Origin of the sequence: Paenibacillus sp. YIM B09110, from assembly GCF_037167145.1 — a bacterium.
Lineage (GTDB): Bacteria > Bacillota > Bacilli > Paenibacillales > Paenibacillaceae > Pristimantibacillus.
Genome location: NZ_JBANSP010000003.1, coordinates 287,222 through 304,815, shown reverse-complemented (window position 1 = coordinate 304,815; position 17,594 = coordinate 287,222). Strand labels below are relative to the sequence as shown.

General features: G+C 48.8%; 15 protein-coding genes. 2 read left to right on the top strand and 13 right to left on the bottom strand.

Annotation, left to right across the window (positions count from 1 at the left end):
* Positions 1–62: 62 nt before the first annotated feature.
* The 9 genes from sigJ to V8F51_RS05890 all read right to left on the bottom strand — a co-directional run bounded on the left by sigJ (position 63) and on the right by V8F51_RS05890 (position 11,869).
* Positions 63–926, bottom strand: coding sequence for an RNA polymerase sigma factor SigJ (gene sigJ, locus V8F51_RS05930; RefSeq protein WP_337099181.1), 864 nt, complete (start codon positions 924–926; stop codon positions 63–65).
* 34 nt (positions 927–960) lie between these two features.
* Positions 961–2,145 carry an NAD(P)/FAD-dependent oxidoreductase gene (locus V8F51_RS05925; RefSeq protein WP_337099179.1) on the bottom strand — a complete coding sequence of 395 codons (1,185 nt, stop codon included), beginning with the start codon at positions 2,143–2,145 and terminating at the stop codon, positions 961–963.
* A 134-nt stretch (positions 2,146–2,279) separates the two neighbouring features.
* On the bottom strand, positions 2,280–2,957 hold the full coding sequence (locus tag V8F51_RS05920; protein WP_337099178.1) for a phosphatase PAP2 family protein: 678 nt from the start codon (positions 2,955–2,957) through the stop codon (positions 2,280–2,282).
* Between the two features lie 140 nt (positions 2,958–3,097).
* On the bottom strand, positions 3,098–4,639 hold the full coding sequence (gene gntK, locus V8F51_RS05915) for a gluconokinase (protein ID WP_337099177.1): 1,542 nt from the start codon (positions 4,637–4,639) through the stop codon (positions 3,098–3,100).
* Positions 4,640–4,678: 39 nt separating this feature from the next.
* Positions 4,679–6,040 carry a GntP family permease gene (locus tag V8F51_RS05910; RefSeq protein WP_337099176.1) on the bottom strand — a complete coding sequence of 454 codons (1,362 nt, stop codon included), beginning with the start codon at positions 6,038–6,040 and terminating at the stop codon, positions 4,679–4,681.
* 38 nt (positions 6,041–6,078) lie between these two features.
* The gene (locus tag V8F51_RS05905; RefSeq protein ID WP_337099175.1) at positions 6,079–7,692 is read right to left on the bottom strand and encodes a response regulator transcription factor; all 1,614 of its coding nucleotides are present in this window, start codon (positions 7,690–7,692) and stop codon (positions 6,079–6,081) included.
* Between the two features lie 14 nt (positions 7,693–7,706).
* The gene (locus tag V8F51_RS05900; protein WP_337099173.1) at positions 7,707–9,440 is read right to left on the bottom strand and encodes a sensor histidine kinase; all 1,734 of its coding nucleotides are present in this window, start codon (positions 9,438–9,440) and stop codon (positions 7,707–7,709) included.
* 13 nt (positions 9,441–9,453) lie between these two features.
* A complete protein-coding gene (locus V8F51_RS05895) occupies positions 9,454–10,758 on the bottom strand; it encodes an ABC transporter substrate-binding protein (RefSeq protein WP_337099172.1) in 1,305 nt (434 codons plus the stop codon).
* 184 nt (positions 10,759–10,942) lie between these two features.
* Positions 10,943–11,869, bottom strand: a complete 927-nt coding sequence (locus V8F51_RS05890) for a ketopantoate reductase family protein (protein ID WP_337099171.1) — start codon at positions 11,867–11,869, stop codon at positions 10,943–10,945.
* Positions 11,870–12,038: 169 nt separating this feature from the next.
* Between V8F51_RS05890 and V8F51_RS05885 the strand changes: the two genes are divergently transcribed.
* The gene (locus V8F51_RS05885) at positions 12,039–12,620 is read left to right on the top strand and encodes a TetR/AcrR family transcriptional regulator (protein WP_337099169.1); all 582 of its coding nucleotides are present in this window, start codon (positions 12,039–12,041) and stop codon (positions 12,618–12,620) included.
* A 40-nt stretch (positions 12,621–12,660) separates the two neighbouring features.
* Here the strand turns inward: V8F51_RS05885 and V8F51_RS05880 are convergent, their stop codons facing one another.
* Together V8F51_RS05880 and V8F51_RS05875 are read right to left on the bottom strand one after the other, a co-directional pair.
* The gene (locus tag V8F51_RS05880) at positions 12,661–13,113 is read right to left on the bottom strand and encodes a YdeI/OmpD-associated family protein (RefSeq protein ID WP_337099168.1); all 453 of its coding nucleotides are present in this window, start codon (positions 13,111–13,113) and stop codon (positions 12,661–12,663) included.
* Positions 13,114–13,165: 52 nt separating this feature from the next.
* On the bottom strand, positions 13,166–13,735 hold the full coding sequence (locus tag V8F51_RS05875) for a TetR family transcriptional regulator (protein WP_337099167.1): 570 nt from the start codon (positions 13,733–13,735) through the stop codon (positions 13,166–13,168).
* Between the two features lie 130 nt (positions 13,736–13,865).
* On the opposite strand from V8F51_RS05875, the gene V8F51_RS05870 reads away from it, so the two are divergent.
* Positions 13,866–14,690 (top strand): SDR family oxidoreductase, encoded by an 825-nt coding sequence (locus tag V8F51_RS05870; RefSeq protein WP_337099166.1) that lies wholly within the window; start codon positions 13,866–13,868, stop codon positions 14,688–14,690.
* Positions 14,691–14,724: 34 nt separating this feature from the next.
* Here V8F51_RS05870 and V8F51_RS05865 read toward each other — a convergent pair whose 3' ends face one another.
* Together V8F51_RS05865 and V8F51_RS05860 are read right to left on the bottom strand one after the other, a co-directional pair.
* Positions 14,725–15,315: an IucA/IucC family C-terminal-domain containing protein gene (locus V8F51_RS05865; protein WP_337099165.1), complete on the bottom strand. Its 591-nt coding sequence runs from the start codon at positions 15,313–15,315 to the stop codon at positions 14,725–14,727.
* 193 nt (positions 15,316–15,508) lie between these two features.
* The gene (locus V8F51_RS05860) at positions 15,509–17,482 is read right to left on the bottom strand and encodes an ABC transporter substrate-binding protein (RefSeq protein ID WP_337099164.1); all 1,974 of its coding nucleotides are present in this window, start codon (positions 17,480–17,482) and stop codon (positions 15,509–15,511) included.
* Positions 17,483–17,594 lie beyond the last annotated feature (112 nt).

The following is a 17,594-nucleotide window of genomic DNA, read 5'->3' as shown; positions in this document are numbered from 1 at the left end:
CCAAAGAAAAAAACCACGTCATAGCGACATGGTTCAGATTGCAAAACCTTGGTTCAATTGCTCTAGAACAGCTTCAGCTTATCCGGATTTCTGACCAAATAAATGTTACGAAGGAGTTGGTCTTCGATTTGAAATAAAGTAACGGCCTCTATGCCCTGTTCGGAGTAAATCGAGATGCCGATCTGTCCATTAATTTCACTTACTCGGAATGACGAGGAAACACCGTCGCTGGCACTTTTGCGCATGATACCTAGCAAGAAACGGGAAACAAATGACCTGCTCACGATCGGATGAACCGCGGAGACAACTTTTCCCCCTCCATCGGAAATCAACACGACATCTTGGGCTAGCATCTCCATCACTTCGTCGACTCGGTCTTGTTCAAGCATGTTCAAAAACTGGCGAACCCATGCTGCATTATCATCGGTGAAGGGTAAGGCAGCCGCGTTGCCAGCCTCTCTCAATTTCGCTTTCGCACGGCTGAACAGCTTGCGGGTATTGGCCTCGTTCTTATCGATAATGGCAGCAATATCCGCGTATTCAAAACCAAGCGCTTCGCGAAGGACAAACACCGCCCGCTCCGCGGGCGACAACCTTTCCAGCATAACCAGCATGGCATAGGATAATAATTCGGAGCGAGCGATCATTTCGAAATTTTCGTCATCAGAGGTAGGAACGGGCTCGGGCAGCCATTCGCCAAAATATTGCTCCTTGCGTTTGCGCGCCGACTTGTGCAAATCCCGGCAACGATTCGTCACCATCTTGCACAAATACGCTTGCGGCGCTTCCGCCAATCCTTGCGGGTTTCCGTCATATGCCTTCAGGAAGACATCCTGAACGATGTCCTCCGCATCTGAGAATGAGCCGGTCATCTGGTAAGCTATAGAAAGCAGCAAACCTTTATATTTTATATACATTTGCTCCATTCCTACGCCTCCATCACTAGTGGTGAATATCCTATTATTTGATTGTACTCGCCAAATTCCAAGTAAAAAGCTTAATCCGATAGCCCATTTTGCCGGTAATTATGAAATCAATTCCCCATTTGCGCACCCATGTGAGACCTTTATCAGGACCCAAGCCAATACTGAAGCTGTCCATATAGCTGGTATGCACAGGTGCCGGTTTACCGGCAAGATCCGCCGCGATGACTTTCGCCAATCTACCCGCTTGAGGGATGGCTTCCTTACAAGTCATCCCGTCGGAACGGCCGTTAAGCGGATCGATGACTTTGGCGCAATCGCCGATACTGTATACGCCGGGAGCAGCTTGTACCCGGTAGCTGGCATCGACCTTCACATAACCGTCGGAAGTAACCGACAGGCCGAATTGTTCGAGCGCAGGACTTGGCGTTAGTCCCAATGTCCACACACATAAGCCTGCGGGCAGCTTCTCACCGTCGGATAAGTAAACGATACCTGCTGTTTCCTGTAGCACTCGGTTTGCATGGACAACCTTTACGCCGCAATCTCTTAAAAAATGATCCAATTTCCGGGACACGCCGTCCGGTCCGTCAGTAAAGAGACGATCATGCGCATTATACAAGCGAATATCAATTTCATTCGTCTCGATGTCGAGCTTCCGGGCTTCCTCTCGGACATAATAGGCCAGCTCCGCCGCCGTCTCAATGCCGCTAATTCCCGCTCCCGCTACCGCAATCGTCAACAAACGTTTGCGCTCCTGCGGATCCCGTTCGACGGCAGCCTTTCGCAGATTGGCAAGCCATATTTCCCGTATCTTGAGGGCATCATCCAGATTTCCTAGCGGTTGCCCCCCTGCACTTGGCTCAGGCCGCCGAACGATGCTGCCAGCCGCTACAACAAGAATATCATAATCCAAGTTTTGCGAGTCGCCGGCAGCGTCCGTCAGTTGTATTTTTTTCGCTGACGTTATAATCTCCGTGACAGTTCCCTGAATTAGCGTTATGCCCTCAGGAAAAAGCTGCGAGAGCGGCACTCGAATTTCTTCGTCCGTTACTGCTGGCTTAAATAGCTTCACCTTGCGAAAATGATATTTATTTTTATCGATGAGAACGAACCGGACGGATTGGCTGCCCTCTTTTCGCTGCAAGCTTTTACGAATTTCATTCATGGCATGTATGCCTGCGTATCCAGCGCCAATAACGACGCAAGTTAATGTTTTCATTATGACCACTCCTATTGACTCGATTTCTTGTATAACGATAATGAGTTGAATTTTGTGACATAACACAAGCGTAAACGGCTGTCGCCAACTAAAAAAAGCCGCCTCGGCGAGGCAGCTTGAAAATGCGCTTAACTTCACGCAGGACTTTTCCTGAAGGCGCGTGACTTGTTGGATCGCCATCTCGGCTCTAGATAGTGCTCGTACCAGCCAATAGCCGCAAAGAGCCACACCGAGCTCATTAAATAACCGCCGATCACATCGCTTGGGTAATGTACGCCAAGATAAATCCGGCTAATGCCGATCATAAGGATCATGCCGATTCCGATCGCGAGTGCCGCAATACGAAGCCAAATATGACGAATATGCTTCCAAAGGAAATAAATGGTGAGCCCATATAGCGTGAAGGCCGACATGGAATGACCGCTCGGAAAGCTGTAGCCGGCAGCGTCAATTATTCGGTTCATATCCGGCCGAGTCCGTTGAAACAGCAGCTTGAGCACGACGTTAAGCAAGCTGGAGCCGACAATAGTGCCGACAAAAAAGAACAATTCTCTTCGGTATCCGATAACGAACAGAGTTATGACAATAACGCCGATAATCAACACGACGTATAAACCGGATCCAGCCGTTGTGACCCCCTTCATGATTGCGGTATTCGAATCGGAATGAAAGCCTTGAATATAATGAGCAACATGATCGTCGAAGACCGCTATTTGCTGCTGCCCAACTAATGATGCTAGTCCAATGAATAAGCTTAGAAATACAATTGAGCATACGAGCGAACGAAACAAAACGTTATTTAAAAGGCTCAAGCCCATTACCTCCCCAAAATGAACCATACCGTACCGATACTAGTAAAAAGAGTCCCCCTATTAGGAAGACTCTTTAATCATATACCTTTTGCAACACGATTTCATGTTGTTGACTTCAACAAGGTCACCGCGATCAAACTTTACATCCACTTTTTCTGATAAGCTGCGATTTCCTGGTACTCATCCGTCAGAAGCCTGGACATCCGCACGAAGATGCGGCTTAGCTCTTTATATTTCAACACATTGTCTTGATTCGGCAGATGCTTATGCGACGAACCCATCATCGTCGATACGACATGCAGCGAATCGACCTCGCCGATGCTGTACATCCCTAGAATGGCGGCCCCCAAGCAGGAGCTTTCGAAGCTCTCAGGCACTTGCACCTCTTGGTCGAATATATCGGCCATCATCTGACGCCATAGCTCCGACCGTGCGAAGCCGCCTGTCGCCTGTATTTTCTTCGGCTGGCCGATCAGCTCTTCGAGCGCCATAAATACGGTAAACAAGTTGAAAATAACACCTTCCAGAACAGCGCGAATCATATGCTGCTTCTTATGGTGAAGGCCAAGTCCGAAGAATGAGCCTCTTGCATTCGCATCCCATAGCGGCGCCCGCTCTCCTGCCAAATAAGGATGGAACAACAAACCGTCGGCCCCTGCCGGAACGCGGGCAGCGATTTCGGTGAGCACCTCGTAAGGGTCCTTGCCTAGCCGAAGCGCCGTCTCAACCTCCGCAGAGCATAACTGATCGCGAAGCCACCGGAATATCATCCCGCCGTTATTGACCGGTCCGCCGATTACCCACATATCCTCGGTTAGCGCATAACAGAAAATTCTTCCCTTCGGATCGGTAATCGGACGATCGGTGACGGTACGGATCGCTCCGCTCGTCCCGATCGTCACGGCAACCGTTCCCGGATCGATCGCATTGACGCCGAGGTTGGACAACACGCCGTCACTCGCGCCTACGACAAAAGGCGTCGAAGCCGGCAAGCCCAGCTCGGCCGCCCATTCGGAAGCAAGGCCGGTCAAGCTATAGGTCGTCGGCACCGGCTCAGACAATCGCTCGGCTGTAACGCCCGCTACCTCAAGCGCTTCCGCATCCCAAGCCAGCTTCGTCAAATTGAACATGCCCGTTGCCGAGGCGATGGAATAGTCGATCACATATTGCTTGAACAGCTTAAAGAACACATATTCTTTGATGGAAATAAACTTATGCGTCCGTGCGAACAGATCCGGCTCCGCATGTCTAAGCCAAGTGAGCTTGGATAGCGGGGCCATCGGATGCAGCGGAGTTCCCGTGCGCAAATAAATTTGATGACCGTTCATCTCGTTCTTAATTCGTTCCGTCCAGAAGGCACTCCGGTTATCCGCCCAGGTGATGCATTTCGTAAGCGGGTTGCCGTCGCCGTCAACCGCAATGACGCTGTGCATGGCTGAGCTGAACGACACGCACAAAACGCTTGTTGGATTAACGCCGCTATCTTGCACGACTTGTTTGATCGTGCCGATGACAGCGCGAAAGATCTCGTCCGGATTCTGTTCAGCAACATCCGGCTTAGGCGAATATAAAGGATACTCTATGGTATGACTTGCTTGAAGCACGCCTTTCGTATCGAACAGAACGGACTTTGTGCTTGTTGTTCCAATATCAACGCCGATTACATAAGAGGAAGCCATCATACCTCCACTCCTTTCTTCCACTTCATCCTCGTATTCCGGTTAGACAACCGTGTTCAAGACGAGGATCAAACCAAGCGCTACGACCGAAATGATCGTCTCAAGCGCTGTCCACGTTAGAAGCGTCTCTTTCACGCTCATGCCAAAATATTCTTTGATCAGCCAGAAGCCCGAGTCGTTCACATGCGAGAGAATGAGCGAGCCAGCGCCCGTCGCAAGCACGAGCAGCTCCACATTCGTTCCCGGCATCGCCATTGCGATTGGAGCAACGATTCCGGCTGCCGTCATCATCGATACGGTTGCAGAGCCGGTCGCTACGCGGATCATTGCCGCAATCCCCCAGCCCAGCAGAATCGGCGAAACATTCGACTCGGTAGCAAGCTCTGCGATATAGTCGCCGATGCCCGAATCCAGCAATACGCGGTTGAAAGCGCCGCCTGCGCCGATTACGAGAAGAATGGTAGCCGTAGGCGCCAAGCAGTCATTCGTAAATTTCAGTACCGTTTCGCGGCTTAGGCCTCTGAAGAAGCCAAGGCTGAAGAACGAGTACACCGTTGCAATCAGCAAGGCTACGACTGGATCGCCGACAAACTTGGCCGCTTGGTAGAGGAAGTCCCCGCTCGCAAGCGTCCCGTTCTCCAGGAACAGATCAGCGACGGTCGCAATGAGCATTAGAAATACAGGCACCAATATCGTAAACAACGTGTTAAAGAAACCAGGAAGCTGCTTTGTTTCCGCATTTTCCGTAAGCTGATCGCCCATTTCCTTCGGAACTTCCTTATGGATTCGCTTGCCGATCCAGTTCCCGTACAGCGGACCTGCAACGATAGCGGTCGGCAACCCGACGATGATGGAGTACAGAATCGTCTTGCCGATATCGGCATTAAAGATTCCAACCGCAGCCATTGCCGCCGGATGCGGAGGCACCAGGCCGTGAACGACGGACAAGCCGGCAACGAGCGGAACGCCGATCTTCACTAGCGAAAGGCCTGTTTGTCTGGCAATCGTGAATACGAGCGGAATGAGAAGAACAAAACCGACTTGGAAAAACACCGGAATGCCAACGATAAATGCGACGCACATCATCGCCCAATGAACGTTGCGCTCACCGAACAATTTGATAAGGGTCCGGGCGATGCGCTCTGCCCCGCCGGACTCCGCCATCATTTTGCCAAGCATGGTTCCAAGCGCCAAGACGATAGCGAGGAACCCGAGCGTATTGCCCATGCCTGTCTTAATGGAATCGATGATTCCCGGCGAGTCTTCCGTTGTCAGAAGCGGCATTCCTGCGGCAAGCCCTGCACCGATCGCGGTGATAATCAGAGCGACGAAAGGATTGAGCTTCACAACGGTAATCAACAATAGCAGCACGACGATCGCTGCAAGAACGATAAATAACAACATGATGTGTGTTCCCTCCGTTTGTGTATGTGATTTAACGATCAACGATCTCGATAATCTTGAGGTGTCATTCCGTACATCTTCTTAAACGCGTAGATGAAGGAGTGCGGCCTCTGGTAGCCTAGCAGAGCAGCAATCTCATAGATCTTCTCGTTGCTCTGCTTCAACATATATTCCGCTTTTTTCATTTTGACGCGCTGCACATAATCACTCATATTTTCCCCGGTTTCCAGCTTATATACTTTCGAGACATAGACCGGATGGAGAAATACGTTCTCGGCAATCTTTTGCAGCGAAATATCGCGCGTCACGTTCTCTTCAATAAAGGTTTGAATATCCCGTATGAGCGTAGATCTGGAATCTTTCGTTTCTCGTTCCATGTCGTCTCTTATATGCTGCAGAGTGCGGAACGACCATTCCCGCAAGTGATTCAAAGACCGGAAAGGTATGCCTTCCGACATCCGATCGAAGTGGCTGCCAATCAAGTCGGCTAAGTGCCGTCCGTTCTTGTGGGTTATATACGTGTAGGCTGATGCAATCGTGAAATAGATCTCGAGCAGATGCTCCTGTGAAGGATCATCGCCGTGCTCCATCGATTCAAAAATATAGCGGAGCTTCTCGTCGATGATCTCCCACCGGGCTGCCTCAAGCAAATGAATCAAGGTTGGCGGGTCGTAAAGACTTTGCAAGGAATAGATGGGCGGCTCCGATGTAGGCTCGTCTTCAAGACGCATGAAGAGCTCTCGCTCGTTCCCGATACGCTTCCGAAAAGAAGAAATAGCACGGTTGTAGTAAGCAGCAACATCGCTTGGAAACTTCCCTTTATTACTCACCAAAATGGATATTTTGCTTTTCAGATACGTACATGCGGCAGATTGCAGCGAGGCTGCCGTCCGTTCGAACCAGACCGAATCATCCTGGTCGCCGTCATCCTGCTTCGCCGTCATCACAAACACTAAATAATCATGAGCGTCCTTCGTATGCCAGATGGCATACCTTGTACCGAACAATTCCTCGACCATGTTGCTGACGGCATATTCTTTCCATGCCAAATCTTCAAGTTCGTATTGCAGGAAAGACTCGTCCAGCCGAATGACCATTAACGAAATGGCTGACCAAACGTGACTTCCCATTTCAAGCCTGGCCATCTTCTCTTGAAGCAGCTCTGCGCTCCACTTCTTGCCCTGAAGCAGCTCTTGAAGGAGATTCGCCCGAAGAAGCGGCATATTTTCTTTGAGCGTATAGCTCATTCGCTGGCTGGAGAGCACTTCTTCCCAATTCTGCTCAAGCTTGATTAACACCCGCTTCACCGTTGCCAGCAGCTCGTCCTCTTTGACCGGCTTAAGCAAGTAATCCTCGGTCTGATGCAGAATAGCCTGCTTTGCAAAGTCGAAATCGGAATAGCCGGACAAGAGGATGCATTTGGTTTTCGGCCACAGGCGGCGGATTTCGGCTAATAACTGAAGCCCCGACATACCCGGCATCTTAATATCGGTGATGACGATATCGATTGAGAACTGACTAAGCAATTCAAGTGCCTCTAGACTGGAATAAGCACGATATACCTGCTCAATGTTTATTGACTTCCAATCGATAGTCGTCGCAAAACGATCCACTACATGCGCTTCATCGTCCACCAACAATAGCTGTGCCATCGCATTCCGTCCTCCTATTCCGAATCAACGCCGCCGCTATCGCGAGTCCAGGTTGCGGTAACGATTAGACCGCCGTCAGGCGCATTGCGAAAGCTTAGACCGGAACCTTCGCCGTATTGATAACGCAGACGCTGGTGCACATTTCGTATTCCGCTTCCCAACTCATCCGTACTAGAGTCTTTTTGCTCTAACCGTCCTTGCAATTGTTCTAGTTCAGCATCCTTCATCCCGACGCCGTTATCCGTTACGTGAATCCGATTATATTGACCGTCCTGCTCACCTGTGATGACGATCATTCCTCCGCCTATACGCGGCTCGATGCCGTGGACGATGGCATTTTCGACAAGCGGCTGAAGAATAAGACGAGATATCGGCTCGCTTAACATGGTGTCAGATACGTTAATGATGTAAGCCAGACGTCCCATTCGCAGATGATGGATAGCCAGATAATGCCTTACTAAATTCAACTCATCTGCAACCGTGACCTGTTGATTCTCGACCTTCGTCGTATACCGATAAAATTCCGCCAAATTTTCCGTCATGGAGATGACCGCTTCACGATCGTCCATCATCGCAGAGTTGATAATGAAGAACAGCGAATTATATAAGAAATGCGGATTAATCTGAGATTGCAGCTGCTTTAATGTCGCATCCCGCGAGCGTAGCTTTTCGGTATACACATCTTCGATTAAACGCTGAATCTGCTCAGCCATCTCGTTGTAATGACGGATCAGATCATCAAACTCACTCTTGGCCTTGTAGTTAATCCGCCATGAGAGATCGCCGTCCTTCATTCGTTGGACGCCGCGGATCATTTTGTGCAGCGGAATCTGAACGTTTCGATATAGCAGAAAGGCAGCCACAACGCTCATCATAAGCAGCAGCGCAATGGAACTGTAAAACCAATTACGCGCGGTTATGATTGGCGATACGATGCGCTCAACCGGGACGTAATCGACGAGATACCATCCAAGCTGACGAGATTTCACATAGCTGACCAGATACTTTTCGCGATCGATGCTAATCGTCCGTTGCCCCGAACTTCCGGAAGCATCGTTCAGAATAGTGCGGATAATGGATTCAGCCGCTGCTGAAGAGAGCGTACTGTTCGAGATCGTCTCATAATTCGGATGATAGAAGAAAGGATCGCTTCTATTTTCTTTTTTGTGGATATCAAGCATATCGCTCATATTTTGCACGGGAAAACGCACTTGAAACATCGCAGTTAAATCGTTGTATGTGCCCGCGTTAGCTGGTTCGGTTATTTCCCTAATAAAGGTTCCAACCGGATATCCCCGCGATCTGTCCTGGTCATACGTCCATGTTGTACGTATGGGCCGCTCTTCCGGCCTTGTTGCCGCTCCATTCACGTAAATATTAGAAGAGAGAATCTTCTTCGCGACTGGCAGCTCGATGGTAAGATCATTCGACCAAGCGCTGGACACACTCTGCAGACTTAGCTTCTCGGTCACGCGAGCTTGCGCTTTCAACGATTCGCCTGTTCCGCTAATAAATTCACGGATGTAAGGATCGTAACTAATGATCACAGGGAACACCGACAAGTTCTCGATGATCGAATCCATTTGATTCATCTGGAAAGTAAGCTGATTCAAATTGGATGATCGGACCTGCTTTTCTACCACGCTGCTTGCTATGCGATTGGAATAGCTGTACAGAAGCAAGATCGGGATGAGCAAGAGAACGGTCGTAACGACAATTTTGCTGAAAATAGATAATCTGTTCCGCACTCGTTACACCTTCTTACTCCGCTTCTTTATCGAGAATCGCCTGCAAGGCAGCGTTCGCCTGATCTGCCGTCTCTTGTATATTCGTCTCCCCGGTTATAACCTTTTGCACGATTTCACCGACCGTCTCACGGGCTTCCGTCACATTGATCGTTGTCGGTCGGTCATGATCGACTCCGCCATTCACCGATTTCTTGAATACTTTTACGAGCTCGGCAGGAAATCCGGCCGTTCCTTCTTCCTGATTCCATACGGAGGATCTCGGCCCGGGAATCCCTTTCTGTTGAATCAGCATCGTAATCTCCTTGCTGGTCGCCCATTCGATAAATGTCCATGCCGCTTCTTTATGAGCCGACTTCGGGTTAATGGCCAGCCCCCACGAGGTGATGTTATATGGTCTCGACCCCTTCGCCCCCGCCGGAAAGGTCGCGAAGCCCACATTGCCTGCAACATCAGGATAATCTGGATCCATCGTCATCTTGTAGATCGAATTGGCATCCGTATACAGCGCCGCCTTGCCCTCCGCAAAATAAGCGCTCGCTTGCGGCCATGACATATTAATCACATCTGACGGGCCGTAATCCCGGAGCAGCGTGCCGTACATCGTGAATGCCTTGATTGCCGCAGGCGTATTAATCGTTGCTTTATTGCCCAAAGTAAAGTCTCCTCCCTCCGAATATAGGTAGGAAGATACTTGAGTGACAAGCGGACTGCGCCCGCCGCGGGCAACAAATCCGTACACCCCGTTATCCGGATCATGCAATCGGGACGCGGCTTCTGCTAATTGCTCGATCGTCTGAGGAACCGGTATACCGGCTTTTTGTAACAGGTCTTTGCGATAATACAATATAGCTTGCTCGATAATAATCGGAATTCCCGTTAGCCTTCCATCCACGATCGATGATCCAATTGATTGAGCTGTAAAATCCTCATAATCGTAATCCGTTGTCTGCTTAACAAAGTCATCAAGCGGCTCTAACCAGCCATTTCGAAAAAACAGCTTGCCCTCCTGAAGAGGCCGATACATGAATACATCAGGCGTTTCGGAGCGCGACGTGAATTGAACGGTTAGCTTCTGAGTCAACTGATCCTCGAAAAAACTTTGCACGCTAACGCTCATTCCCGTCTTGGCTTCGAACTGCGGCAGAAGCGGCCTAATGGCATCGACCCATGGATGAGAACCCGTCACTAATGTGATCGATTGTCCGGCGAAAGGCTTGTCCGCCGTACCCTTCTCTCCAGCGGAACGATTATCTGAGCTGTTCCCGCATCCGGTTGCCGCTATAGCTGCAAGTATAAGAGCCGCGCCGGATCGCCTCATGCCATAACCTCCTGAAATGATATTGCTACAGCAACATTAACGATACTTGATCCTGATCCTCTACGAAATAACGAATACTTAATATCGATAACTAAAACTAAACATAAGCCCTACCTATTATTAACAAAAAAATCAGCGGATATTTAACATATCCGCTGATCCTATTTATTTCTGTATGCGCGACTTATGGATGAGGCAAAAACTTGTTAGCCAACTTATCCAAGGAAGGTGTCAGACTATTCGTTACCCGCTTCCATTGGACGAATACGCTGCTTAACGCTTCCATCTCGGAGATAGTTCCGTCAATTAATTTATAAATGGGAACTATGCTGTACAGCTTCAAGAAATAATAAACCAACCGCTTACGCTCGCGGATAAACTTGACTTGTCCGGCCGGCGTAACCGTAATGTCCATCGCCTCCAGTACACGAAAGCCCTCATCCATAGCTTCAATCATTTCCATCAGCAGTTTTTTGTTGCCATCCAGCTTCTTCATAACTCCCTCCGGCGAGAAGCTGACCGCATTAAGCACTAGAATGGCGATGATGTGGCTTTTCAGCCAAGCATCTATATCATCGTGGTAATCCAGCTTGTAATTCGCTTTTGCGAAAGCTTTGTCCAGCAATGACTTGAATGGGATCGGGCCGTCCAGCCCGCCCAGCACCATTTGTCCGCCTCCGCGCACCGCCAGTACACGTCCGTCTTCGTATCGGCGACCGCCGCTTAGCTGGAAGCCGAATGCAACATGCTTTCTGGTTCGACTGTTTTCCTCTAAATAGGCTTGCATCTGCCTGGCATCCGCATTATTCCCTACGATAACGATATGGCTGCTTTGATTGGCGGCCAGAATCGGAAGCACAGACGGGAAGTCGCTATATTTCATCACTACGAAAATAAGATCAAATTGATCATCGGCTTCGAGCGTCCGGATGACGCGAACTCGATCCACCGTCGTTCGAAGTTGAAAAAAATGACGAACCACAACTCCGTTCCTCTCCAGCTCATCCGCCCGCTTACCTCTAGCAAGAACAGTTACGTCATTGCCTCCGCGCTTCAAAGCATGTGCAAGATAGCTGCCCAACACGCCGGCACCGTACACTAAAATTTTCATTCGGCATCCCTCTATCTCATCTTTTATGAATGAACGTTGATTTATCAACAAATGTTGAATAAAATAAGCTTAGCAAACGCATAGATACGCTTCAATGCTTAATAAAACCGTTATTGTTGAATAATCAACGAATGATCCCAAAATGTCTAATAGAGAAGGAGGCGATCGGATGGATAGACGAGTACTCAAAACGCGTAAAGCTATAATCGACGCTTTAGTCGAGCTGCTTGGAGAGCGGGATTTAGACCAAATAACAATCAATGATATTGCCGACCGCGCCAATGTCAATCGCGGAACGGTTTACCTGCATTACACCGACAAATACGATCTGCTGGATCAATGTATCGAAACGTACTTGCAGCAATTGTACGAAAGCTGCATGCCAAACAACGGCGGCACACTCCAGTTAACTGCCAAGGAATCGCTTCTTCTTACGTTTCAATACTTGGAGAAGCACGCCTACATCTATACAATGTTATTGACTAGAAAAGGGATTCCGGCATTCAGAAACCGGCTGATGACCATCATGGCGCAAGGAATCGAGGAGCAAATAAAGATTTACGGCATTAAGCGGGGAATGAATAGAGACATTACTGTTCAATTTCTAACTTCGGCTGCTGTCGGTCTGGTGGAATGGTGGATTATTCAATCGATGCCCTATCCTGCGGAGGAGATGGTCGAGCAGCTATTGGCACTGCTGAGTCTTCACCTCCCGCTGCCATTACCAAACGAAGCAATCTCGACGGGCTGACCATAACTTATACTTGATGAGAGCTTGGAATGGGCATCCTCTACTGGAGACGCCCTTCGTTCAAAGCCGCGATCGTTTTCTCCAGTCTGCGTGTTCGTGTTTCAGATGTCTTTGCGCCCTCTATGTTCAGCAAGAACCGCCGTTTATTGCTGTAGGATAAATTTTCGAAAAATGCTTTGGCACTCGGATTACGATCGAGCTCCTCTAAGAAATCAGAGGGCAGGGTCACTTCACGCGGCTCATTGTCGTCGAGCACGATATCAACCTCTACCGTATCTCCGGCTTGAATGCTTGCGCCGGCACGATGTTCTGCGCTAAGCGGAAGCATATATGTACCGCTCATAGATGCAACGGTGCTGCGATAACTATAATCCCCAATCGTCACTTTAACTGCAGGCTTCTTCCCTGCGCCTAATCCTTCAACAATAGTAGCGGGAACTTCGATTCCCGTTGCTGACTTTTTTGCTAACAAGACGGTTGCTTGAAATTTCATTTTAACTCCTCCAATAATCGATATGAAGCATTTCAGCGCTCTTGAGCTTCAATTACTGCCTATTCGTTATGTGCCCTTCAGATAGCGAGAACGTAGCTAGTTTGCTCAGTTGGAGCGCATTCTCAAGCGAAGTGCCCGGCAGCCCGTTAAGCAGCCAACGGCCAATAAAACCGACTGTTCCGCCAGCGGCGAAGGTTGCTTGAGCTTCATTGCCATAGATGAGTTGAAGCCGTTCCCGCAGCTTCTCATTCAACCAGCTTAAGAAATGCGGATCATGAAAGCGGTTACGATAGAAACTCTCGTAGGAACGTATATGCTCGCATATGACGAACGTAGCCGGAATCGGAATTTGGTCCGTATACGATTCCATGATCCGCACATGTTCCTCGCTGGTTTTACCTTCGTAAATGTCGAGAAGCTTGCTCGTGATTTCTTCAGTCACCTGCTCAAGCAAATCGAATTTATCTTGAAAATGCGAGTAGAACGTTGACCTGCTGATGCCGGCTTTATGGACGATGGCATGCACCGAAATTTTCTCAAGCGGAAGTACGGCCAATAATAAAGTAAAGGCCTCCATAATGAGCCAACGTGCGGATATCACGTTTCTGCCAGCTACGCTCATCAGATACGCCTCCTTATATAAATGGACATTTGCTATGCGATTGTAAGTTGAAGAACGAATTCGATCTAGCCTATGCTAGAAATAAGTTCTACTTCATGATACCAGCAAACCTAATAGGAGGCAAAAAACAATGAGCAAAGTATATGTGATTACGGGCGGATCCGGTGGAATAGGGAAGGCGACTGCTCGCCGTCTCGGCAAAGCAGGAACGCTGCTCCTTGCAGATGTGAGCGAAGAACGCCTGAATCAAGCCGTAGCAGAGCTCGCTGCAGAAGGCATTACGGATGTCTACATCCAGACTGTCGATATTACGAACGAACAGCAAGTCGATGAGCTTGCCGCTTCCGCAGCTAAGCTAGGCGAGCTGGGGGCAATTGTTCACACTGCAGGCTTGTCGCCGACGATGTCGAACGGTCGCAGAATTATGGAAGTCAACATGGTTGGGACGGGACTGATTTTGAAGTCTTTCTTGCCTTTAGCCGTTCCCGGTTCCGTTGCCGTCTGTATCGCGTCGATGTCGGCGTTTTTCTTCCCGCGTAACGAAGCTTACAATGATCTTCTTAAGAACCCGCTTGCTCCAGACTTCTTGGATCGTATCGAACAAGTTACGCAAGGCAAGTCGGATACTTCCTATGGCTTCTCGAAGCTTGGCGTTCAATTGATCGTAGAGGAACAAGCTTGGGATTGGGGACAAAAGGGCGCTCGCATCGTCTCCGTTTCTCCGGGTTCGATCAATACGCCAATGGGCAGACAAGAAGCGGAAGAAAGTCAAAGCATGAAGATGCTGCTTGACAATACCCCACTCGGACGCGAGGGTGAAGCAAGTGAAATCGCTGGCGCCATTGCATTCCTATGCAGCAGCGACAGCTCCTATATTACCGGCACCGACATCCGTGTTGACGGTGGTACGGTAGCGAAGGTTCAGGGCATATTCGCAGCAAGAAGACAGCAATAATATAATCAGCATGTAATGAAAAGCCGCCTTGCCCCTAAACGGGACAAGGCGACTTCGGACAAGCTCTGCAATATTCAGGAGACATCTCGTAGTAGAAGCAGCATGTCTGACGCATGTAGGGAGCCGGCTCGTTGGCGACTCCTTCATGCGCAGCGATAATGAACTTTGTAAGCGGATTGCGGCGTTCTCCGAAGAGGCTCGCCTGCGCAGTCTGAGATATAAACGTAAAGTCATCCTTATATCGTTGCCATACTGCCGGGTCGTCTTCATCTTCTAATCCATCCTCATACAACGGAACGATACGAACAACCGCATTCTCCCATAAGATCGGCATGGGCACTCGGCCAAACACCGATAATGAACGAAATAACGGGGTAATGTGATTTCCAAACAGCTCACTTACCACTTGATTCCGCCATTCTTCCCGTTTGTCCGCTTCCGGTTCCGTTACACGAAGCTCCCTAATCCGTAGATTAGGGAATTTGGAATTGCTGGCTTTATATTCATTGTCGTCAGGCGCAGCCAATCGACATTGATCCAGCGTCAGCTGCAAGCCCTTATTGTATACGCTCATCGCATACAAGACAGGTACAATGACAAGATAGGCGTAGCGTTTAGCAAGCATCGACGCAGTTACTCGTCTCGATGGCGAGCCAATCTGAGCGGCTAAACCGTCTAAGTAGATTTCGCACTTTTCCCTATCCAACAAATCGCTAGAGTCAATAGACAGGGCTGAGTGCGCAGTTTCATTTGCAAAAGTGAGGTTGAATCTTCCTTTCAAATCCGCCCACTCCGACTTTGACAGCTGCTGCGGTATATTATGGAGTTCCAAGGATCACTTCCGCGACTCTGTCTACAACCATATTAATAGCGATCGGACCATAATAAGCAATCCATACGTTCGAATCAACGTCATACACTTGATTATTTTTCACGGCATCGATACTTTTCCAAACCTCGGACTGCTGAAGCTCCTCAACGACTTTCTTGAACATATCGTCTTGAACAAGGAAGTAATGGTCTGCTCCCACTTCCGGCAATGCTTCAAGCGAGATTTCATAGGCGCTATCTTGCTGCTCCTGTACCTGTTGCGGGGCGGATAAGCCAAGATCATTATATAGGATCGCAGCTGCACGGTGGCCTGCCGTATGAACGCGAATGCCTTCATCCCGTGGTCTTATTAACGCCACCGTCTGATCTCCGAGCTTAGCTTTAAGCTCTTCTTTCAGCTTTGCTGTTTTCTCCTTGTAGGATTCCAGTACCGCATTCGCTTCTTCCGACTTGCCTACGATTTTGCCAATCGTGACCAACGTGTCGCGCCAATCTTCATTAAAGTCGAGCATGATGGTTGGAGCAATCTTAGTCAAGCTGTCATACACTTTATCTTGAAATTCGGTACAAATGATCAAGTCCGGTTCCATGGCAACGATAGCTTCCAGATTAGGCTCATCCCTCGTTCCAAGCACTTTCACGTCCGTCAGCTTGTTAACCAAGTAAGCAGGGAAATCGGAATTGTCCGCAGCTGCCTTCACACTGCCCGAAGGCTGCTCTTCTAAAGTTACCAGCTGATCGACGAACTTCGTATCAAGCACTGCAATCTTCACCGGATGCTGCTCGAGGGTTAATTCACCCTTCGCATGCTTAATAACGACCGGATACGCTTGCTGAGCTGCTTGCGGCGCATTCGTGCTTGTTGCAGCCGTATTAGTAGGCGAGGCCGTTGGACTCGCTCCATTGGTATTGTTGCCTCCGTTACTCCCTGCCGAGCATGCGCTCAACAATAAAATCAAACTCAACATCAAACTTACCGCCAATACTGATCTCTTGCTCCGATTCATTCCTTTTACTCCCCCATCGATATATTGATAATGATTATCACAATCATTATTATAGGAGAGGAGTTGATTCGCGCCAATGGAATAACGCGACATCGGTGATGTACTTTTCCGACGGTTTTGACGGAAATAGAGAGGAGAGACGCCGCAATACTTCTTAAACGCTTTGCTAAAATAATAACTATCTCCGTAACCTACCGATTCTGCGATAACTTTAAGCGATACATTCGTTTTCGATAACATCGCCTGCGCATGATTCATGCGGAGTTGAATAAGATATTCCATCGGTCCTATACCAAGCTTCGATTTGAATAATCGCTGCAGCTTTCTCTCGGTGCAGTGAAGGGCATCCGCCAATTGCGTCAGACTTATCGGATCTATGTAACGTTCCTCCATGAAACGAATCGTTTGGCTTACAAGGTCCGGCTGGCTCATCGCTGCTCCCTCAAGCGCATGAAGCTGCTGCAGAATGTCGTATACGAATTGATGAAAAGATGCCCTTACATGAAATTTCTCCAATTGAGCGCCAAGCAGCCAAGAGGAATGCATAATCTCTATCTTCGATAAGAGACCAAGTGGATGAGCAGGAGCGAAGCCATATTGCATTTGGAACGGATTATGATCACGGTATACGTTCAATAGTTCCTTACGGCTTGGCAATACGAGAACCGCTTTATAGAAAATGAAATAATAATCGATTGGTTCTGCCACTTTAACAATGTCTATCGTCGCGCCTTTGCCGGCATGGCATACATAACAGCGATCTACGTTATGCTCAGTTCCATCGATTAGGATCGTAGCTTCTCCCTTTACTGCCAGCAGGAATGCGCTAGCCGGCAATCGGAAGCCCTTCATACTTTCGCTCAATTGCAAATTAGACCGACGAACATCAAGTACTCTTATAGCTGCATGATTCCATAATGGTAATTGATCCTGCAACGTCATCATGTTCACCATCCATGTCTGTTCACATTTACCAACTCTTTCATTATAGTAAGAATCATTCTCATTATCAAAATTTTTTTCAATGCTATAATGAACTATCCGATGAATGGGATTGATTCAATAT